Below are 19,318 nucleotides of genomic sequence, written 5' to 3' on the forward strand. Positions count from 1 at the left end.
TGGTGATTCGTTGCTGCGTATGAAACACCGTGCCGTGGCTGCGGTCCAACATGAATGACACGCTTGGGAGAGGGAGGCTTCACCGCGATGAAAAAAGATCTGTTGGCCGTACTGTGCGTAGCGGCGGTGTCGGCGGCGGGATGTTCAACGCAGGGGCAGGTGAACCCGGATGTCATGCAGATCGCGACAACGCCGTTGACGTGTTCGAACAAAGCCGAGTGTGATATCTGGTGGCAACGCGCGCAGACGTGGGTAACGAGCCATTCGAAGTACAAGGTTGAATCCGCGACTGACACGCTGATCCAGACAGCGGGGCCGGACGGCGGCAAGCGCGCGCTGGCGTACCAGATCACGCGCACACCGAACCCGGACGGCACGGCAACGATTGGCTTTGCCGCGCATTGCGACGGCTCGCTGGGCTGCAAACCGAACCCATGGGAAGCGGGCGCCGACTTCAAGGAATACGTACGAGGCGCAGGCGCACCGCAGAGCGGCGCAAACCCAACCCAACCTGCGCCGACGGCGATGCATCCGGACGCCTCAGGACAATCGGTCCCCGGAACGAGTGGGGAAGCGATAACGCAGTGAGTAAGGGAAAACAGCGGATAGCGCACGCCGCACAGCGCGTCGGTATCGACGCGTCGATAACGCGGTCAAGGAGGAAAAAGCGCGCGCATGAAACGCGAGCGTGGCACTACGAAACCCGTGCACAAACCCCGGCGGGCAATTTAAGAGTTACCCTTCGGCGCGCGCAGCGCCGCCGGAAGTATGACTGCTGTGTCACTAATGCCGAATGTGCGAGAACACAGATTCCAGATGCACCACTACCGCGACTGCGCGGGGGACCCACTTAAGAATTTGCGGTTTGAGCTGCTTTCTTTTGCCTACTTTTCTTTGCAGCAGGCAAAGAAAAGTAGGTGCCTGCCCCGCACAGGGGCGACGCTAATAGACCAATAAGAAAACAAGGAAAGGCCAACACCATAAGAAGACAAACAACAAGCGCCGCACAGGCAAAAACTCCCTCAATGCCCCATAGAAGCCCCAACCCCCTTCCGCGGCTTAGTAACCCAAACAAGCCCAGCCAACACAAGAAACGCCGCACAAGAAACGCGAAAAAAATCATTAGTGGCCATCATATAAGCCTGCGCCGTAACGACCTGATTCAACTGAGCGGTGACCCCATCACCAGAAAGCCCAAGAGCGGCCAACGCATTGGTATAAGCATTGGTACCAGCCGCATAAACACTAACCGAATCGGTCAACATCGCATGATGATAAATCGTATCGTTTTCCCAGTAGGTCGTACTGACAGCCGTCCCAATCGCCCCTGACAAAGTCCGAAAAAAGTTAGACAACCCAGAAGCACTAGCAAGCCGCTCATCCGACACGCTGGACAGCGTGATAGTAGTCATCGGCACGAAGAAGCAAGCGACACCAATGCCTTGCACCAGCCGTGGCCAGATCACATGATTAAACGGCACATCAAGCGTAAACGTAGAATTCCAGAACGACACAAACGCAAACACGATAAAAGCAAAACTCGCCACAACGCGCAGATTCAGCCGATGCATATTCTTCCCGATCAGCGGCGACAAAAACAGCGCGAGAATCCCGACCGGCGCCGTCGCCAAACCGGCGATCCCTGCGGTGTAACCCATCACCGTCTGCAGCCAGAGCGGGAAAATCACCACCGACCCGAAGAACGCCATAAACCCGAACGAAATGATCAGCACGCCGAGTGCGAAGTTACGATCCTTGAATAGCGAGAGATCGACAACGGGTTCCTTGTCCGTCATCTCCCACACCAGCAGGAACGCAATCGACACCACTGCGATGATCGTCAGCGTCACGATAAAGGTCGAGTTGAACCAGTCGCGGTCCTTGCCGAGATCGAGCACCATCTGCAGACACGACACGCCGATCACGAGCAAGGCCAGGCCGATCGCATCGATACGCTGTTTGGTGACCTTGGTCTCGCGACCACGCAGCAGCAGAAACGCGCACACCGCCGAGAACAAGCCAATCGGCACGTTGATGTAGAAGATCCACGGCCACGTGTAGTTGTCGGTGATATAGCCGCCCATCACGGGTCCGAAAATCGGCGCGCAAATCACGGTCATCGCCCACAGGCCGAGCGCGAGCCCGCGCTTTTCCGGTGGGTATGAGCGCATCAGAATCGTCTGGGAGAGCGGGACCATCGGCCCGGAGACGAGTCCTTGCAGAAGCCGGAACGCGATCAGCGACTCGAAGTTGTGCGCGAAGCCACATAGCGCCGAGGCGATCGTGAAAAGCAGAACCGAGAGCGTGAACAACCGCACTTCGCCGACGCGCCGCGCGAGCCAGCCGGTCAGCGGCACCGCGATCGCCGAAGCCACGGAATACGACGAGATAACCCAGGTGCCCTGACTGGTCGCCACGCCGAGGCTGCCGGAAATGGTCGGCACGGCGACGTTCGCGATCGATGTGTCGAGCACTTCCATGAACGTGCCGAGCGCGAGGCCGACGGTGAGCAACGCCAGCGTCCCGCCCTTGAGCGGGGCGGGTTGGGCGGCGGGTAGAGCGTCGACGGGAGCCGTGACAGTCATGTGTGTTTTATCCTTAGCCGGGAAAGCTTGTCGCGGCAGCTTTATCGCACCCCCGGAGTGGCGCGGTTACATGCCGGATCACCCTCTGCCCAGACAGATATCTTCAAACAATGGCGCTTTCAAAAGCGCCTCTTGGTTATTGCTCGCCGTGATCCGCCGGCGGTTCTTCGGGTGATGCTTCCTGCGATTCCTGCGGCGGTCCGAGCCCACAACCTGCGCTTGCGCCCCCGCCGATGCCGTTCGCAATGAAACGGCCGAGCAGGTCGAGCAGGGTGGCGTGGTCCGCGGCGGAAAATCCGCGCAACTGCTCGTTCAGCACGGCAGCGCCAAGAGCGGGTAACTGCTGCGCGGCTTCGCGGCCTTGCAGCGTCAACTCCAGCTTGACCATCCGACGGTCGGCATCACTCCGCGAGCGCACCACAAAGCCCTTCTTTTCAAGGCGATCGAGCAGGCGCGTCATCGATCCACTGTCGTATGACATGACGCGCGACAACTCGAACGGCGTGCTCGCGCGTTGCGCGGACAGCAGCAGAATCACACCGATCTGCTGGGCAGTCAGCCCTAACGGGTTGACCGCACGGTCCATCCGCTCGACCAGCACGTTTCGCGCTTTCGTCAGGTAATAGCCAAGACTCGATTCAAGGTGAATCTCGTCCGCGTTGTAGGGGCCGTCGGTCATCGGGTTTCCGGGAACATCGTCAAGCAGAACGGATTCTAGCTGCCTAAGCAGACAAGTCAAACTTCATTTCGCGTAGCGCGAACGACGCAAAAAACAACACCGTCATTGCACGCGAAGCAAAGTATCTTGAAATTTAATTGCATAGTCAATATTATTGACGGCAACGAGTTACGCGCGACCCGCGCCACCCGAGACCATGTTCTGACCGATTGTCTGCACGCCGCAATGGCGCCGTGCGAAAAAGGATTTCCCCCATGCTGTACCTCAAAAACACCCTTGGCGGCTTGAGCCGCTCCCTGACCGATTCCGCGCTGAGCAGCTTTCAGGGTCCGCATCGCTGGTGGAAACTGGCGTTGCTCACCGTGCTGTTCGTGCTGCCGGGTGGATCGGTGGGTGTCGCGCTGTTTGCGTGGGTGGAACATCGGCGCGGACGGAAGGGCGCTCAGGCTGCACCGGAAGAATCGGTGGGATCCGCCATTGCGGCGACAAGTGTCGTTGCCGCTACGAGCGCTGCGACGAGTTCCGCAAGCACTTGCCAAGGGCGCTTAGGTGCGCCGTGTCGGGCTGCGGCTGGAAAGCTAGCCCGGCAGACTACGTCATCGGATTCGCGGGTTTAATTCCTTTCTGGCAGGGCCGGCTTTCGGTGCCCGCGCGGCGCTTTTGACGTCGCCAAGGATAACGACGCCGGTAATAGCATGTAACCATGCCGACACCCTAAGTAACACACCTCCGCCTCCCCCCGCATTACCCTTTCAGTTTCCCGCGCCCAAGCAGCTCCATACGTTAACATTCCGGCAGAGCCATGATCTCGCCCGGCCGGGAGTGCCGCCGTCGGCCGCACTGCGGCGTCCAGAAGGAATCCATTGCATGCAGTTTGATCGAATCTCGCGCGCGCGGACGCTTGCGCCCCGCGCCCTGACTATCGCCGTAGCCGCTGCCCTCGCCACCGTGCTGGCCGGGTGCGCAGTCGGCCCTGACTACAAGCGGCCCGCAGCCGAAATCCCCGCTTCCTACAAGGAAGCCGCCCCCGGCTGGAAAGTCGCCCAGCCGGCCGACCAGCAAGACCGCGGCGACTGGTGGACCATCTACGAAGACCCGCAACTCAACGCGCTCGAAGCCAAGCTGAACGCGTCGAACCAGACCATCGCCCAGTTTGCCGCCGCCTATCGCCAGGCACGTGCGCTGGTCGGCGAGGCACGCGCGGCGTATTTCCCGACCGTCGGTGCATCGATCGGCGCCACGCGCTCCGGCAATGGCTCATCGTCCAACGGCATCTCCACCACGGCGTCGAGCCGTTCCGGCATCAACAACAGCTTCAACGTGCAACTCGACGCCAGTTGGGAGCCCGACCTGTGGGGCTCGGTCACGCGCTCGGTGAACGCGCAGAAAGCCGGCCAGCAAGGCGCCGCCGCCGATCTCGCGAATGCACGGCTGTCCGCTCAGGCCACGCTCGCGCAAACCTATTTCTCGCTGCGCGCGCTCGACTCCACCCAGAAGCTGCTCGACGACACCGTCGCGGCCTATCAGCGCTCGCTGCAACTCACGCAAAACCAGTACGCAGCAGGCGTCGCGGCCCGCTCCGACGTGATTCAGGCGCAAACGCAGTTGCAATCGGCGCAAGCGGCCGCGATCGACAATGGCGTGCAGCGCGCGCAGGACGAACACGCGATCGCCGTACTCGTCGGCGAACCGGCCTCGACCTTCTCGATTCCGCCCATGCCGCTCACCGCCACGCCGCCCGCCGTGCCCGCGCAGATGCCGTCGGCGCTGCTCGAGCGGCGTCCGGATATTGCTTCGGCTGAGCGCAAGGCCGCGGCGGCGAACGAGCAGATCGGGGTTGCGATCGCCGCGTTCTTCCCGTCGCTGACGCTGTCGGCTACCGGCGGCTTCGAAAATTCGGTGTTCTCGCAATTGCTGACGGCGCCGTCGCGCTTCTGGACGCTCGGGCCGCAACTTGCCGCCACGATTTTCGACGCCGGCTTGCGTCAGGCACAGACCGAAGCCGCTCGCGCCGTCTACGATCAGAATGTGGCGACATACCGTCAAACGATTCTGGCTGCGTTCCAGGACGTCGAGGACAATCTCGCCTCGCAACGCATCCTTGAGCAGGAAATTGTCGTGCAACAGCAAGCGGTGGATTCCGCGCGTCAGGCGCTGGCCATCGTCACGAACGAGTACAAGGCGGGCACGGTCGGCTTCGTCAACGTGCTGACCGCGCAGACCACCGCGTTCATAGCCGAGCAGAAGCTGGAAAGCATCGCCGGGGAGCGGATGGTGTCGTCGGTGGGGCTCGTGAAGGCGCTCGGCGGCGGCTGGGACGCCGCGCAAATGAACCGCGAAACGGGCGATGTCGCGGCGCCGGCGGCCCTGCCGGCATCGGCACCGTCGGCGACGCCCGTGGCGCAAAGCGGAGCGACGCCGCGACCGGCGCAAAGCAATTAGGCGCGCGACGCGTTAAAGCACAACAAAAAACGGCATGGCCGCGAAATGTGGTCATGCCTTTTTTATCTCATCACATCGCCCTGATTCGTGCCGTACGGCACGCCGCGAACGCGCGCCTACTACTTCAACGGCGTGACACACATGCCGACCCGCGCCTCAGTGCACGAACGTCAGCGTGACCGTGTCCGGTCCGCTTGGCCGCCCCAGCAGGTTCAGCAAACCCGCGAGGTTGTCGCGTGCTTCCGGGGCGGCGCTGGCTGTTCCATGAAAGGATGTCGAGGCCGACGACACATTGCCATTGCCGGTCAGCATCAACGGCCCCTTGAGGGTCGTCAGATCCAGCGTGGACGACGTACCCTGCGCCTGGAACAGCAACCGGTACGAACCCAGTGGCTTGACCAGCGAGATGCGCGAGCTGACATCGTTCAGGGTCACCGTCATCTGGCCGAACGCTTCCTGATTGAAGCTGCGCCAATCGGACCATGCGAGGCGCACGTCGCCTTGCAGATCGAGCGTATTGAACGGCGCGCCGAGGCCGCTCAGCAACGAAGCCGGTACCGCCATCGCACCCGGCGTGACGGTAGCGCCGTGCAGGCTGGCATCCACCGTGATCGGGTCGGGCATCGCTTCGCTGTGCCGCATGACCATGCGCACACGGCCGGTGAAGAGCGGCCAGAACGCTGTGCGCCATTCGATCCGCCCCGGCAACAGGGTCGCAGCACTCATGTCGGAACCGGCGGCGAGCATCAGCGTGGCCGAACCGTGCCACAGCGAACCGGCCGGATCGACGAGATTGACGTGTCCACGGGTCTGTTTGGCGAACTGCGGCGTGATCCAGGCGGCCGGCAACAACGTGAGCATCACGGCCGCGCTCGCCAGCGCCGCGACCGCCATCCAGGGTAGCGCGACGCGCAGGCGCCGCATCCAGTAAGTCATGCGAGATCCTGTAACGGCGCGGTCATTTCGCGGTAGACGGCTGCAACGACGCCGTCAGATCCACCTGGCCGTCTTCCTTGAGCGCGGTCACGTGCGCCTCGGCAACCTGCACCTTGAACTGCTTGCGCGCGTCGTCGACCCAGGTCGTCCACACGGGGAACGACGCATTCTTCATCTGGACCTGCACCGCGTTGCCGATTATCTGCACCTGGGTCGCGGCAAGGCCGTGATCGCTGAGCGAGGCGGTGAGCGCGTCCTTCAGCGCGGCGCCGGTCGGCGCGACGCCTTGCGCCGCCGCGGCGAGCTGGCGCGCTTCATTCGACTGCGCGGTCATCTGCGCCAACTGACGTTGCAAGGAGGGTAGCGATTCACGCAGATGCGCGCGGCCATCCTGCGCCGGCGCCCACAGCACCGACCACGCGATCACCACGGCCAGCACCCCGCCGCCCCATGTCAGCAGCGTTTTTTCGCGCTCAGTGCGCTGGTCCCAGAATCCAGCCCAGCTTTGGGCGAGTTCAGCTTTCATTGTCCGTTCCTGATGGTCCACTTGCCGGTGTTGCTGTCGATCGCGCCGCTCAGGCCGTTGCGCGCGAGGCGCTGGGCGAAATCGGCATCCAGTTTCACTTCGGGCTTGAAGGTCACATCGAGCCGCCGGTCGTGATAGTCGAGCGCGGCGATGCCATTGACCGGCACCGGCGCCAACGAACGGGCCAAGCCATCGGCCAGCGACAGAAAATCGTCCGGCGACAGCTCACCCGCCGCCACCCGCAACTGCTGCAATTGGCGCGACATCTGATCGGGCGCGTCGAGCACGACCGTTGTCTTGGGGAAGGTGTTGAGGAGCAATTCGGTCATCTGCGCGCTGATCGCGTCACGTTGGCGCGAAAGCATTAGCCACTGCACGTTCGCGCCGACGATCGCGATCACGAGCGCGGCGACCGCCAGCACGACCGGCAGGCGCAGCCGCCGCAGCGTCGGGCGGTCGAGCCGCCACGGCTGCGAGGCGAACTCGAACTGACACAAATCGAAGCGGCACTCCAACGCGCGACGCGCGAGCTGCTCGAACGGCAACGGACTGGCCCCATGCACGTGGGCCGCGAGCTTCGCCGGACTGGTCGCGGAAAGGCCCGGCTCGTTGCCGGGCACTTCAGTCAACATGTACAGCGAGATCGGCGCGGCGCCGGCGAGCGCGCTGAGCGTGGCGTTGACGGCGTTGGCCGGCACCGCCAGCCCTTCGCCTTGTACGCCACGCGCGATCGCCAGTTCGACACGCGGCGCACCGTTCACCACCGCGCTTTCGATCGCGCCTTCGAGCAGCAACGCGGGCGCGGTCTGGACAACCGCGCCGAGCACGGCCGCCACCATTGGCACCACCGACGCCACGCCTGGCGCCACCACCGGCGCCACGCCGGGCAGCGATGTCGCCACGCTAGCCGAGCCCGCCATCACCGGCTCGCCTGCGTTGACCATTTCCGCGACTTCAGCGGGTGTGTCGAGCGCGACGGCTTGCGGCAGACAGCGCGTGACCGGCACCGCGCGCACGCTGCGGTGGCCGGCGGCGGCAAACGCTTCGCAGAAGAAGCGGAACCAGCCGCGGTCGATGATCGCGAGCAACTGCCGGCCGCCCGCGACCGGTTGCGGATCGACGGCGATGTGGCAGGTTTGCGGGTCCTGGATCAGCTGATCCTCGACGATATTCGGCAACGCCTGACGCAACCGCGGGCCGCGCAAGGGCGGCAGCTTGGCGGGCATCATCAGCAGGTCGCGGGCGGCGACCATCAGCACCGTCGACGAAGCGCGCGGCAGCAACGCGAGCGCTGAGCGGCCCGCGCGTTGGGTCCGGCCCGACTTGTCGAGCAGCACGAACGGCAGCTCCGGCAGTTGCCATTCCTGCGATGGCACCGCCGGATCACGCGGCGGCAATAGAACGATCAGCGTGCTCAAAGGCCACTCTCTCTGGGAAAGGCGTTATTCATGGTTGGTCTTGTACCCGCACGATACGCGTAGTGTGAGTCAATGCGTCGCGATAGACGAGGGTCGTGCGGTCCACTTCCGCACGTTCGTGCTGTACACGGCCGTGGATCAGAAAGTAGTTCGTGTTGACGTCCATGGCATTCGGGTCGATCGAGATCGACTGTACGCCAGCGCCGGTCAAGGCGAGCTGCACGTCGGCGACGTTGCGGAAAAACACCGTCTGCCGGCGCGCGACGAGGGCCTGCGCCGAGGACAGATTCATCCCTGGCACGATCGCCGCGATCACTTCGGCGGAGGCCGTATTCATGTTGACCGCCGTCGCCGTCGGCAGCACGGTAACGAATGGGCGCAAGCGCGCGACCATTTCCGGCGTATAGCCGGGGATGTCGAGCAGTGAATCGACGCCGTTCATTTGCAGCGGCGCGACCTCCGCGTTGTCGTCGCCGTCTTCGATACCGGGTTTGTCGGTGAAGCTGCCGCCGGTGGCGCCGCCGTCCGCGGTGACTGGGGCCGCCGTTCCCCCGGGGCCGGACGTGACCGTCTGGAAACGTGTCGCCGATTGCCCGAGGCTCGAGCGTACCGCCACGGCGGTGGCTTTCGCCAGTTGGCTGCTCGCGCCGAGGGACACTAGCAGGCGCTGATAGGCGGCGATCTGCTCGGTGTTCAGTTGCATGACGCCTGGCGCTGGGCTCGAGACCAGGTTGCGGAGGTTGAATTTCGCCTGGGCGTCTTCGATTGAACCTGAGAGGTAGGTGGCCTGGCCTTGCTCGGCTCTGACTTCACCTATTTGCCCGAGGAAATCCGACAGACGAGTTTTGGCGATGGGGACGCCCCATAGGCCACCCAGGTAGGTGATGCCCGCTGAGGTGTCGCCCTCCGAGCGGAGGATCAGGCGCGTCCAGTCTAGCGCGCCTCGGGAGACCCATAGGGCTTGGGATAGCAGACGCTGGTTTTCTATCCTTCGGATTTGGATTTGCTGGCGCCAGAGCATGCCGGAGACCAGGATCGCTGATAGGGCGACTACTAGTAAGGCGCTGATGATGGCTACGCCGTGCTGGTTTGCCTGCGGCTGGCTTTTTGGGTGTGCGCCTGCAGCGTTGGCCTTTCCTTGTTTTCTTATCGGTTTATTTGCGTTCCCCCTGTGCGGGGGGGCACCTACTTTTCTTTGCCTGCTGCAAAGAAAAGTAGGCAAAAGAAAGCAGCTCAAACCGCTAACTCTTAAGTGGGTCCCCCGGCTTGGAGGAGGTAGTGGTGCATTTGGAATCTGGCCCCCCGTATCCCCAACCCGAAGTGACAAGGCAGTCATACTTCCCGCCTCGCGCCGCGCGCTCGCCGGAAGGGTCCGCCTTGAAAACCATGAGCTTCGTTTGAGGTGGGCGGGGGCCGTCGGCTTCGCCTCGGCGCAGCGCCCCACCAATTCGCCGGCAGTTGCTTGTGGATGGGAGACGCATGCGCCGGGTGTGCCGGGCGTGCCGAGTGTGCCGAATGTGCCGGGTGTACTGGGTGCGCCGGGTGCGCCGGGTGTACTGGGTGTACTGGCTGTGCCGAGTGTGCTGAACGCGCCGAGTGCGCCGGGTGTGCCGCGTGTGCTGGACGTGCCGAGTGTTTGTGATGTACCGCTCGGCGCGCGCAGCGCCGCCGGAACGGATGACTGCTTTGTCACGAGAGGTGAATGTGCGAGGGCACGGATTCCAGATGCACCACTGTGGTTTGCTGCGCGGGGGACCCGCTTAGCATTAGCGGTTTGAGCCGCTTTCTTTTGCCTACTTTTCTTTGCGGCGGCAAAGAAAAGTAGGTGCCTGCCCCGCACAGGGGCGACGCTAATAGACCGACAAGAAAACAAGGAAAGGCCAACACCACAAGAGCGCAGACAAAGACGCCAACCCGCCAGAAAGCGAAAGAAAGCCCCGAGCCGCAGGCAAACAAACCCAGCGCGTCGCGAAGACAACACCAACGAAAACCCAGAGCGTCGCGGAGACAAAAAAGAACCCCTCATTTCATTCTCCGACGAGAAAAACCCGCGTAATAGGCCGCGCCAACGACTTAGCCCCCACACTCACTTCCAGCCCAGTCACCGACCGCGGCAGCGGCGCATTCCCCAACTGGGGCACCTTCAAATTATTATCGTTCTCCGTAATCGCGCTCTGCACATCTTTCATCTGCGTGGTCCAGCCGACCTTCGGCACATAGACACGCGCCGATATGGCACCAACGCCGCCCATCAAGGGCACCGCCGTCCACCCATCTCCCTCGCCACCGCGCAGCGCGCGCCGCAATTCACCCACATTCGCCAACGGTGGCGACGCATACCGAACCACGCGTCCTTCGGACACCCGATACCTCACCACCTGCAAACGCGGCGCCGTCCCCGGCAACAACGTCTCCCGCACGATCTGCAGCACGTTGCCGCTGACCGTCACGGCCGCCTGTCCAGACTCATCATCCGACGCGGCCTGGCGCGCGTCGATCCGCATCTGGTCGAACAGCTGCGCAAAGACGCGCTCGTCTTCCATCGCGTTCGTAATCGTCTGCCGGCCACGAATGATCTGGTCCAGCCCGCGCCACGACAACACGGCAATCACCGCCAAGATCGCAATCGCGACCAGCAACTCGATCAGCGTGAAGCCACGCGCGCCCGATCGGCCGCGGCGCTCAGAGCGAACGGTTGTATTCATTCGCGACCACCGTGACCATCTGGGCGAGATTGCCGGAACGCCCCGGCGTCGTCACCATCACTTCCACTCGACGAAACACCGGATTCGGCGTCGCCGTGACATGCTCGGTACAGATCAATTGCAAATTTCCCTGCGAGCAGTCAAAACTCGTCGAGCCGACGTTCGGCCAGCCATGCGTCAAATGCAATTGCGCCAACGTATTGTCGGCGCTCCATCCAGCCAGTAGCCGTTGATGCAGATCGGCTTCGCCGCTCGCCAGACTCCCCACCGCGCGCAACGACGCCGCCAATGCAATCGCGATAATCGCCAGCGCCACCAGTACTTCGATCATCGTAAAACCGCGCTGCGATACGCGAGCGCCCATGTCTCTGCAACGACGCATCTCAGTGCACCTCATAGCGGCCATTGCCAGTGCCGACGATCGTCGCGCGCCCCACCGCCGAAAACAGCGTGATCTCCACGGGCACGTCGATCGCCTCTGTGCCGAATATGACGCGGCTCGGGTGCGAATCCGACCCGGGATAGTCGATCGTGACACCCGTCACGCCGCCTTCCCAGCTGCGCGGCCCGAGCAGCTCGTCACGCAACGGACGCCAGCCGTCTTCGGTACGCACGTCGAAACGAAAACCGCCCTCGAACGGCTGCCAGGCGATCGGCCGTGCGCGCACCTGGGCTTCGTCGCCGGCCGATTCGAATAGCAGCGCCAGACGCTGCGCTTCCTCATTCAGATCGGTGCGCGGGTTGCGGGTCATCGTCAGCGCGGTCAGCGATACCAGAATGCCCGCGATGACCAGCACCACCATCATTTCCAGCAGTGTGAACCCCGCCGCACGCTTGCGGCCACCTGCGCACGAATCATGTGAGCTACGTGAGCCACATGAACTACGTGACCCACGTGAGCCGCGCATGCGTGCGCCGGCGCACGCCGTGTCCGACGGCTGAGCCGTACACGGAATGTCCACACGGGACTTGCAAGCGGACAGTCGCATAATGCCGGCCACGAACGATCAACCAAAAATCAGAATAACAATGAGTCGATAAGACGCGCGGCGGATCGCGAAAGAGGAGGGCGATCCGGCCCGCCTGCAAACCAACGGCGCTTAATAGACGACTGAGACGACTGGCTTACCGGACTACTGCCACGACCCAACATCAGCGTCGTTGCCTTCGCCGCCCGCTTTACCGTCCGCGCCATAGCTGAACACATCGATTTCGCCATGCACGCCCGGGTTCAGATACTGATAGCCATTGCCCCACGGATCGTTCGGCAGACGTTCGAGGTAACCGCCGTCCTTCCAGTTGTTCGGCACCGGGTCCGTGCTCGGCTTTTCGATCAGCGCGCGCAGACCTTGCTCCTGAGTCGGATAACGGCCGTTGTCGAGACGGTAGAGTTTCAGTGCCTGCATCACCGTGCCGATGTCCTGCTTGGCGGCGACGCGCCGCGCTTCGTCCGGACGACTCATGATTTTCGGCACGATCAACGCCGCCAGAATGCCCAGAATCGCGATCACGACCATGATTTCGATCAGCGTGAAACCGCGTTGACGACGGCTGCGCGGAGCCGCGATGTCAGTACGGCGAATGGTCGACAGTTGCATAGCTTGCTACCTCTTTTCAGGTGAAATTTTCGATCGGGCGGGAATCGCGTATCAGCAATCAGGCTGCCATTGAACACGTCCGGCCGGTCATTTTAATGTCACGCAGTTGAAGGGTCGTGAGAAAACGCCGGGCTGCCTCAAGTTTCCGCTCCGCACGAAGTCCCCTTGGGGATCGTCTGCCCTCGGGGGCCTGGCGCGAAGCGCCAGATCAGGATCGCTTTCCCCCAACGCAATTTTCACAATAGTCCGTACAATGTGCGCATGAACGCCATCCAAATCCGCCTTCTGTCGCTCGCCCTGTTCGCCGTGTTTTGCGCGACGCTGACCTACTGGGTCATCACGCTTTCCACGCTGTCCGGCGCGCCGTTACCCGCCGCCGCCGTGCATAAGCAGGTCACGACCGAACAGGCCGCCACGCTGTTCGGCGGCCAGCTCACCCGCAGCGCCAACCAGGACGTGCATCTGTTCGGCATCCTCGCTTTGCGGGAAGGCGCCGCGGCCATCGTCAGCGTCGGCGGCGAACCGCCGCATGCGGTGTCGCTCGGCAGCGCGCTCATGCAAGGCGCCAAACTCTCCGAAGTCCGCGCCCGCTCGATCATCATCGATCGCAATGGCGCGCATTCCGAAGTGTTCCTGCCGGCCAATCCCGCAGGTCCTACGATCTACGTGCGCTGACTTAGGCGTTTCTGCTTCAGGCATTTCTGCCTGGCTTCAACTGCTTGCGCGGTCATCGCGTCCATCGCGATTTGCCACATGGCTCGCCGCGCTTGTCACAGCGGTTTCCACGTCGAGTGATCATCACGGGTGCCGCCGCGGTGGCCACTGCAGTGACAACCTCATTGACCGCCGCAGCGCCAACTGCAATGACAACCTCATTGACCGCCGCAGCCGCAACTGCATCGACAACCGCAGCGCCAACATCAACCGCCGCAGCCGCGCAACCGCCAGCACGTCTCCGCCTTACTGCACCAGGTTGTTCAACTCGATGATCGGCAGCATCACCGCCAGCACGATCACCAGCACTACCCCCCCCATCGCCAGAATCAGCAACGGCTCGAGCAGACTCGTCAGGAACATCGTGCGACGCTCCAGCTCGCGTGCTTCGCCGTCGGCCGCGCGGTCGAGCATCGTCGTCACATCGCCGGTTGCTTCACCCGAACGGATCAGGTGCACCAGCACCGGCGGAAATGTCTTCGTATTGCCGAGCGCACGCGACAGGGACGTGCCTTCACGCACTCGAACGATCGCATCGTCGATGTTCTCGCGCATCGCGTTGTTGCTGAGCGTTTCGGCGGCGGCTTGCAGCGCGCGCAGAATCGGTACGCCTGCGGCCGTCAGAATGCCTAGCGTGCTGGCAAAGCGCACGGTGTTGTAGCCACGCACGAGTTTGCCGAGCAGCGGGGCGGTCAACAGCCACCGGTCGAAGGCGAGGCGCGGGCCAGGCTGCTTCAGGATCGAGCGCACAAGATACATCAGCACGACCACGCCGATCAGCATCGCCCACCACCAGTGCCGCACGAAACCGGAGAGCGCCATCATCATGATGGTGAGAAACGGCAACTGCTGTTTGGTGCTGGCGAACACGTTCACCACCTGCGGCACCACGTAGCTCAACAGAAACGTAACGATGCCGAAGGCGATGAGCGTCACGATCGCCGGGTACGTGAACGCGAGCACGATCTTCTGCTTGAGCGCGTTGCGTTGCTCGATGTAGTCGGCCAGACGCGAGAGCACGAGACCGAGCTTGCCGGTATGTTCGCCGGCGGCCACCAGCGCGCGATAGATCTCGGGGAAGTCTTTAGGATGCTGCGTCAGCGCATTCGCGAGCGAATGGCCGCCCAGCACTTCAGCGCGAATCGCCGCCATCAGTTCGCGGATGTAGTCGCGCTCCGATTGTTCGGTCAGCACCGAGAGCGCTTCGTCGAGCGGCAAGCCGGCGATCAGCAGACTGGCGAGTTGACGCGTGAGAATCGCCTGCTCGCGCTGCGACAAACGCCGGCCCAGCGACAGGCGCTGGTTGCGTTCGCCACGGGTACGCGACGCCGCCGGTTCGACCACCAGTGGCGTCAGTCCTTGCGAGCGCAGATTGGTGCGCGCGCCGCGCGCGCTGTCCGCGTCGAGCACGCCTTTTTGCGCCTTGCCCGCCGCATCGATTGCTTCGAAACGAAATGCCGGCATGCGCTTATGCCCCGCCCGTCACACGGATCACTTCTTCGAGCGACGTCAGCCCGGAGGCAAGCCAGCGGTCCGCATCTTCACGCAACGTGCGCATGCCTTGCGCGCGGCCCGAAGCGAGAATCTCAGCATCGGACGCATTGCGGTGAACCAGCGTGCGGATTTCGTCGTCGATCAAAAGCAGTTCGTACACGCCGCGCCGGCCTGCGTAGCCGGACTGCCCGCATCTGTCGCAACCCACCGGATGCCAGCGCACGCTGCCATCTTCTTCGATGCGCTCTTCGCGGCACACCGGGCACAGCCGCCGCACCAGCCGCTGCGCCAGCACGCCGAGCAGCGACGACGCCAGCAGATACGGCTCGACTCCCATGTCGGTCAAACGCGTGACCGCGGAGGCGGCGTCGTTCGTGTGCAGCGTCGCTAACACCAGGTGACCCGTCAGCGAGGCCTGCACCGCAATCTGCGCGGTTTCCAGGTCGCGGATTTCACCGATCATGATGATGTCCGGGTCTTGCCGCAGAATCGAGCGCAGCGCGCGCGCGAAGGTCATGCCGATCCGCTCGTTGACCTGCGTCTGGCCGATGCCGGAGAGGTCGTATTCGATTGGGTCTTCAACCGTCATGATGTTGGTGGTCGCGGTCTCGAGCCGTGACATCGACGCGTACAGCGTGGTCGTCTTACCGGAACCGGTTGGGCCCGTCACCAGCACGATGCCGTGCGGCTTGCCGATCAGCTTGTCGAACTTGACGAGCGTATCCGGCGCCATGCCGAGCGCTTCGAGATTCAGGCGCGACGCATCTTTTTCCAGCAGCCGCAGCACCGCGCGTTCACCGTGGCCGGTGGGCAAGGTTGAAACGCGCACGTCGACCGGACGTCCGCCGACGCGCAGCGTGATGCGGCCATCTTGCGGCAAACGCTTCTCGGCGATATCGAGCTGCGCCATGATCTTGATCCGCGAGATCAGTGCACCGTGCAACGCTTTCTTCGGCCGCACGACATCGCGCAAGGTACCGTCGACACGAAAGCGCACCACCGAAGAAGTCTCGAACGGCTCGATATGAATATCCGATGCCTGTTCTCGCGCGGCCTGTGTGAGCAGCGCGTTGATCATGCGGATGATCGGCGCATCGTCTTCCGACTCGAGCAGATCCTCGACCTCGGGAATGTCCTGCATCAGGCGCGACAGATCGACTTCGCCTTCCACTTCACCGACCACCTGCGCCGCACTGCCGTCCTGGCGCGCGTAGGCCTGGTTGATCGCCTGGGCAAGTTCGTCAGCCGGCACACGCACGACGGATAACGCGCCGAAGTTGCGCCCGACCTCAGCAAGCGCCGCGTCACTGGTGCGCTCGCTGATCCAGACTTCGAGGCTGTCGGCGTGCTGATGCGCGACCAGAATCTGGCCGCTGCGGGCGAAGCCGTAGGGCACGAGACGCGCGGCAATCGCCGACGGCGCACTGCGCTCGGCGTGCTCCGTCACGACCGCGGGCGGAATCGCCGCGGCTTGTGTCGACGCAGCGGCTCGCGCCGCTGCCGACGACGCGGAAGCTGACGGCGGCGTGGACGGCGTGCTCACGGCCGCACTCCGGGCGACGCCGTGGACGGCGCCACCGGGTTGGTCTGTACAGCGCCGCCATTCGTGATGGGATTCGTCTGCACAGCGGGGCCATTCGTGACGGGGTTCGTCTGGTACACGGCTCCGCCATTGTTCATGACCGGATTCGTCGTCACCGCCCCGCCATTCGTGACCGGCGCCGGAGCGGACCCCGGCGGCGCCATCTGCTCACGACGCATCTTGTCGAGATCGAACAGGTTCATCGCGGGCGCGCCACCTTCGGCAGGACCGAGCGGCATCGGCGGCACCACCGGATCGTCCTTGTCCTTGATCAGGTTGTTGTCCGACTTGTACGCACCCTGCACGCCCTGGATGTAGTCGTAGCGGTTCGACGTCACGGCCTGTGCGGTTTCGCGATCGGTGATGATCACAGGGCGCAGGAACACCATCAAATTGGTCTTGTCGCGTGTCTTCTGTTCCGAGCGGAACAACTGGCCGATCCACGGGATATCGCCCAGCAACGGCACCTTGCTGTTACTGACCTGGTAGTTGTCCTGCATCAGGCCACCCAGCACGATGATCTCGCCGTTATCGGCGAGCACCGTCGACTGGATCGAGCGCTTGGTGAACTCCGGGCCGGCCGGGTTGGTCGTCGCGTTGGTCGTGCCGTTCACGATCGCCGAGTCTTCCGTGTAGAGCTGCAGCTTCAGAATCCCGCCGTCGGTGATCTGCGGTTTGATGTGCAGCGTCAGGCCGACGTCGACGCGGTCGTAGGTATTGAACGCCGAGGTCGCGGTGGCGCTCGTGAGATTCGAATACGAACCTGTCTGGATCGGCACGTTCGTGCCGACGACGATCTTGGCTTCCTCGTTGTCGAGCGTGATGAGGTTAGGTGTCGACAGAACATTCGCGTCAGCGGTCTGCGAGAGCGCCTGCAGCAGCGCGCCAAGTCCCTGCACACCGAAAATGTTGTGAATCCAACCGACGTTGAGCCCCTGCTGGAGCTGATTGGTTGCGAGCGCCCCGGCGAGACCGCCGGTGGCCCCCGTCGCCGCGGCCCCTGCGGCCGCCGCCGTCAGATTGATGATGCTGTTGCTGTTGCCGGTCGCCAGGTTGGTGCCGGCAAATACCGAATTGTTCGCGATCTGCCACTGAATGCCGAGATTGGCGTTCGTGGTCGAATTCAGCTCGACGATCAGCGCCTCGATATAAACCTGTGCGCGCCGCGCGTCGAGCTGGTCGATCACCGCCCGCAGGTTGCGGTACACCGGGTCGGACGCCGTGATGATCAGCGAGTTGGTCGCGGAGTCTGCCTGGATCATGCCGCCAGGCTGATTGTCGTCGCCCTTGTCCTTGTCGCCGCCGAGCAGGCCGGCGGAGCCGGAACCGCCGCTCGAGCCGTATCCTCCACCGCTGCCGCCCATCGGCGACGAACCGCCTCCGAGTCCGCCCGACGGCAACGGCGGCGTACCCGAGGTACCCGTCGAATTGCTGCCCAATCCACCGCCGCCGCCGCCACCGCCACCGCCGTTCTGGTTGAACGAATTCGCGTCGTTCGAGCCGCCCGACGAGCCGGTGTCGCCGCCCTTGCCGAGCATCCCGCGCAAGGTCTTCGCGAGCCTCGTCGCGTCCGCGTTGCGCAGGGGCACCACGTGCATGTTGCCGAGCTGCGTGGTCGGCGCATCGAGTTCCTTGGCCAACTGCTTGGCCGCCGCGAGACGCCCGCCGTTCGACGCGCGGATCAGGAGCGAGTTGGTGCGCGGGTCCGCCGTGATCGACACCTTCAGCGTTGCGTCGGTGCTGCCGATCGCGCCGGGGTCGAGCATCTTGGTCAACTGCGCGGCGATATCGAGCGCGTTCGCGTTCTTCAGCGGCACCACCGAGACCGACTGGCCCGCGGCCGTGTCCACACCGGCGATGATCTGCGCGATACGCCGCACGTTGTCGGCGTAATCGGTCACGACAATCGTATTGTTGGCCGGGTAGGCGGCCACCGTGTTGTTCGGCGAGATCAGCGGACGCAATACCGGCAGCAGGTTGTTGGCCGATTCGTTCTTCAGCACGAACACCTGCGTGACCACCTGATCGCCACGCGCGACTGGCGCATTGCCGACGTAAGTCGGCACGCCTTGCAGCTTGGCATCAGCCTCGGGCACGACCTTCAGCACGCCGTGGTCCTGCACCAGCGCGAAGCCCTGCATCCGCAATGCGGATTGCAAGGTCTTGAGTGCCTGATCTTCAGGCACCGCATTTTCCGACACGAGGTTGATCTGACCCTTCACGCGCGGGTCGACAATGATCGTTTTGCCGGTTGCCGCGCCGATCGCCTTGGCCACCTGATCGATGTCGGCGTTCACGAAGTTGAGTGTCACCTGTGCCTGTGCTGTCTGCGCGGTGATCAAGCCAGCCACCAGCAGCGCCGTTGCGACGCGACGCAAAGCCATACGATTTCTTCTCATGGAATGTGGTATCGATCCCGACGGCCTCGGCCGTCGACTGTCATGCAATGCGAACATTTGAGCAGGCCGCCGCCCTATCGGTCTGCCAGCCACCCTCACGGGCGCTCAACGCCCCGGATGCCCGCCATCCAATGTCCGAAAAAAATGAACAGTAACAGCTTTTCATGTCGGTTTTGTCACAAAACAAACGGCGATGTGCGATTACTCTAAAAGACCGTCACGAATCGTCAACCAATTGAA

At 63.2% G+C, this 19,318-nt stretch carries 18 protein-coding genes; 5 read left to right on the forward strand and 13 right to left on the reverse strand.

Features of this window, described 5'->3' with window-relative positions; translation table 11 throughout:
• Positions 1-87 precede the first annotated feature (87 nt).
• On the forward strand, positions 88-588 hold the full coding sequence (locus P0D84_RS20545; protein WP_408339406.1) for a hypothetical protein: 501 nt from the start codon (positions 88-90) through the stop codon (positions 586-588).
• Between the two features lie 434 nt (positions 589-1,022).
• On the opposite strand, the gene P0D84_RS20550 is transcribed toward P0D84_RS20545, so the two are convergent.
• Positions 1,023-2,585: a DHA2 family efflux MFS transporter permease subunit gene (locus P0D84_RS20550; protein ID WP_408339408.1), complete on the reverse strand. Its 1,563-nt coding sequence runs from the start codon at positions 2,583-2,585 to the stop codon at positions 1,023-1,025.
• Positions 2,586-2,721: 136 nt separating this feature from the next.
• Positions 2,722-3,264, reverse strand: a complete 543-nt coding sequence (locus tag P0D84_RS20555) for a MarR family winged helix-turn-helix transcriptional regulator (RefSeq protein ID WP_408339410.1) — start codon at positions 3,262-3,264, stop codon at positions 2,722-2,724.
• A 254-nt stretch (positions 3,265-3,518) separates the two neighbouring features.
• On the opposite strand from P0D84_RS20555, the gene P0D84_RS20560 reads away from it, so the two are divergent.
• Both P0D84_RS20560 and P0D84_RS20565 read left to right on the forward strand, forming a co-directional pair.
• Positions 3,519-3,881, forward strand: coding sequence for a hypothetical protein (locus P0D84_RS20560; protein WP_408339412.1), 363 nt, complete (start codon positions 3,519-3,521; stop codon positions 3,879-3,881).
• A gap of 250 nt (positions 3,882-4,131) precedes the next feature.
• Positions 4,132-5,706, forward strand: a complete 1,575-nt coding sequence (locus tag P0D84_RS20565) for an efflux transporter outer membrane subunit (RefSeq protein ID WP_408339415.1) — start codon at positions 4,132-4,134, stop codon at positions 5,704-5,706.
• Between the two features lie 156 nt (positions 5,707-5,862).
• On the opposite strand, the gene P0D84_RS20570 is transcribed toward P0D84_RS20565, so the two are convergent.
• Genes P0D84_RS20570 through gspK form a run of 4 tightly spaced genes read right to left on the reverse strand, consistent with a single transcriptional unit; the run spans position 5,863 to position 9,658 of the window.
• Positions 5,863-6,642: a type II secretion system protein N gene (locus P0D84_RS20570; protein ID WP_408339418.1), complete on the reverse strand. Its 780-nt coding sequence runs from the start codon at positions 6,640-6,642 to the stop codon at positions 5,863-5,865.
• Between the two features lie 22 nt (positions 6,643-6,664).
• Positions 6,665-7,168 (reverse strand): type II secretion system protein M, encoded by a 504-nt coding sequence (locus tag P0D84_RS20575; protein WP_408339421.1) that lies wholly within the window; start codon positions 7,166-7,168, stop codon positions 6,665-6,667.
• Complete coding sequence (gene gspL / locus P0D84_RS20580; protein ID WP_408339424.1) at positions 7,165-8,586, reverse strand: type II secretion system protein GspL; 1,422 nt, start codon at positions 8,584-8,586, stop codon at positions 7,165-7,167. Before gspL ends, P0D84_RS20575 begins: the two co-directional genes overlap by 4 nt.
• Before the next feature lie 28 nt (positions 8,587-8,614).
• The gene (gene gspK / locus P0D84_RS20585) at positions 8,615-9,658 is read right to left on the reverse strand and encodes a type II secretion system minor pseudopilin GspK (protein ID WP_408339910.1); all 1,044 of its coding nucleotides are present in this window, start codon (positions 9,656-9,658) and stop codon (positions 8,615-8,617) included.
• A 325-nt stretch (positions 9,659-9,983) separates the two neighbouring features.
• Here gspK and P0D84_RS20590 point away from each other — a divergent pair, with 325 nt between their 5' ends.
• Positions 9,984-10,364 (forward strand): hypothetical protein, encoded by a 381-nt coding sequence (locus P0D84_RS20590; protein ID WP_408339426.1) that lies wholly within the window; start codon positions 9,984-9,986, stop codon positions 10,362-10,364.
• Positions 10,365-10,613: 249 nt separating this feature from the next.
• Here the strand turns inward: P0D84_RS20590 and P0D84_RS20595 are convergent, their stop codons facing one another.
• From P0D84_RS20595 to gspG, 4 genes are all read right to left on the reverse strand, one after another.
• Positions 10,614-11,291, reverse strand: a complete 678-nt coding sequence (locus P0D84_RS20595; protein WP_408339428.1) for a prepilin-type N-terminal cleavage/methylation domain-containing protein — start codon at positions 11,289-11,291, stop codon at positions 10,614-10,616.
• Positions 11,269-11,673 (reverse strand): type II secretion system minor pseudopilin GspI, encoded by a 405-nt coding sequence (gene gspI, locus P0D84_RS20600; protein WP_408339431.1) that lies wholly within the window; start codon positions 11,671-11,673, stop codon positions 11,269-11,271. Before gspI ends, P0D84_RS20595 begins: the two co-directional genes overlap by 23 nt.
• A 1-nt stretch (position 11,674) precedes the next feature.
• Positions 11,675-12,280 (reverse strand): GspH/FimT family pseudopilin, encoded by a 606-nt coding sequence (locus P0D84_RS20605; protein ID WP_408339433.1) that lies wholly within the window; start codon positions 12,278-12,280, stop codon positions 11,675-11,677.
• 144 nt (positions 12,281-12,424) lie between these two features.
• The gene (gene gspG, locus P0D84_RS20610) at positions 12,425-12,889 is read right to left on the reverse strand and encodes a type II secretion system major pseudopilin GspG (RefSeq protein WP_179735304.1); all 465 of its coding nucleotides are present in this window, start codon (positions 12,887-12,889) and stop codon (positions 12,425-12,427) included.
• 261 nt (positions 12,890-13,150) lie between these two features.
• On the opposite strand from gspG, the gene P0D84_RS20615 reads away from it, so the two are divergent.
• Positions 13,151-13,564: a type II secretion system protein N gene (locus P0D84_RS20615; protein WP_408339436.1), complete on the forward strand. Its 414-nt coding sequence runs from the start codon at positions 13,151-13,153 to the stop codon at positions 13,562-13,564.
• Positions 13,565-13,849: 285 nt separating this feature from the next.
• On the opposite strand, the gene gspF is transcribed toward P0D84_RS20615, so the two are convergent.
• From gspF to gspD, 3 genes are read right to left on the reverse strand one after another with little or no spacing between them, the layout of a single operon-like run.
• Complete coding sequence (gene gspF / locus P0D84_RS20620) at positions 13,850-15,067, reverse strand: type II secretion system inner membrane protein GspF (RefSeq protein WP_408339438.1); 1,218 nt, start codon at positions 15,065-15,067, stop codon at positions 13,850-13,852.
• A 4-nt stretch (positions 15,068-15,071) separates the two neighbouring features.
• Positions 15,072-16,640 carry a type II secretion system ATPase GspE gene (gene gspE, locus P0D84_RS20625; RefSeq protein ID WP_408339441.1) on the reverse strand — a complete coding sequence of 523 codons (1,569 nt, stop codon included), beginning with the start codon at positions 16,638-16,640 and terminating at the stop codon, positions 15,072-15,074.
• Positions 16,637-19,063 (reverse strand): type II secretion system secretin GspD, encoded by a 2,427-nt coding sequence (gene gspD, locus P0D84_RS20630; RefSeq protein WP_408339444.1) that lies wholly within the window; start codon positions 19,061-19,063, stop codon positions 16,637-16,639. The genes gspE and gspD overlap by 4 nt, the downstream gene beginning before the upstream one ends.
• Between the last annotated feature and the right edge of the window lie 255 nt (positions 19,064-19,318).

The organism is Paraburkholderia sp. RL17-337-BIB-A, assembly GCF_046025895.1.
Classification (GTDB): domain Bacteria; phylum Pseudomonadota; class Gammaproteobacteria; order Burkholderiales; family Burkholderiaceae; genus Paraburkholderia; species Paraburkholderia fungorum_C.

Excerpts from the sequence above, each read along its gene's own strand:
- P0D84_RS20595 (WP_408339428.1), bottom strand. The coding sequence starts at position 11,291 with ATGAATACAACCGTTCGCTCTGAGCGCCGCGGCCGATCGGGCGCGCGT.
- P0D84_RS20545 (WP_408339406.1), top strand. The coding sequence starts at position 88 with ATGAAAAAAGATCTGTTGGCCGTACTGTGCGTAGCGGCGGTGTCGGCG.
- P0D84_RS20615 (WP_408339436.1), top strand. The coding sequence starts at position 13,151 with ATGAACGCCATCCAAATCCGCCTTCTGTCGCTCGCCCTGTTCGCCGTG.
- P0D84_RS20570 (WP_408339418.1), bottom strand. The coding sequence starts at position 6,642 with ATGACTTACTGGATGCGGCGCCTGCGCGTCGCGCTACCCTGGATGGCG.
- P0D84_RS20555 (WP_408339410.1), bottom strand. The coding sequence starts at position 3,264 with ATGACCGACGGCCCCTACAACGCGGACGAGATTCACCTTGAATCGAGT.
- P0D84_RS20605 (WP_408339433.1), bottom strand. The coding sequence starts at position 12,280 with ATGCGACTGTCCGCTTGCAAGTCCCGTGTGGACATTCCGTGTACGGCT.
- gspI (WP_408339431.1), bottom strand. The coding sequence starts at position 11,673 with ATGCGTCGTTGCAGAGACATGGGCGCTCGCGTATCGCAGCGCGGTTTT.
- P0D84_RS20565 (WP_408339415.1), top strand. The coding sequence starts at position 4,132 with ATGCAGTTTGATCGAATCTCGCGCGCGCGGACGCTTGCGCCCCGCGCC.
- gspG (WP_179735304.1), bottom strand. The coding sequence starts at position 12,889 with ATGCAACTGTCGACCATTCGCCGTACTGACATCGCGGCTCCGCGCAGC.
- P0D84_RS20550 (WP_408339408.1), bottom strand. The coding sequence starts at position 2,585 with ATGACTGTCACGGCTCCCGTCGACGCTCTACCCGCCGCCCAACCCGCC.
- gspF (WP_408339438.1), bottom strand. The coding sequence starts at position 15,067 with ATGCCGGCATTTCGTTTCGAAGCAATCGATGCGGCGGGCAAGGCGCAA.
- P0D84_RS20575 (WP_408339421.1), bottom strand. The coding sequence starts at position 7,168 with ATGAAAGCTGAACTCGCCCAAAGCTGGGCTGGATTCTGGGACCAGCGC.
- P0D84_RS20560 (WP_408339412.1), top strand. The coding sequence starts at position 3,519 with ATGCTGTACCTCAAAAACACCCTTGGCGGCTTGAGCCGCTCCCTGACC.
- gspD (WP_408339444.1), bottom strand. The coding sequence starts at position 19,063 with ATGGCTTTGCGTCGCGTCGCAACGGCGCTGCTGGTGGCTGGCTTGATC.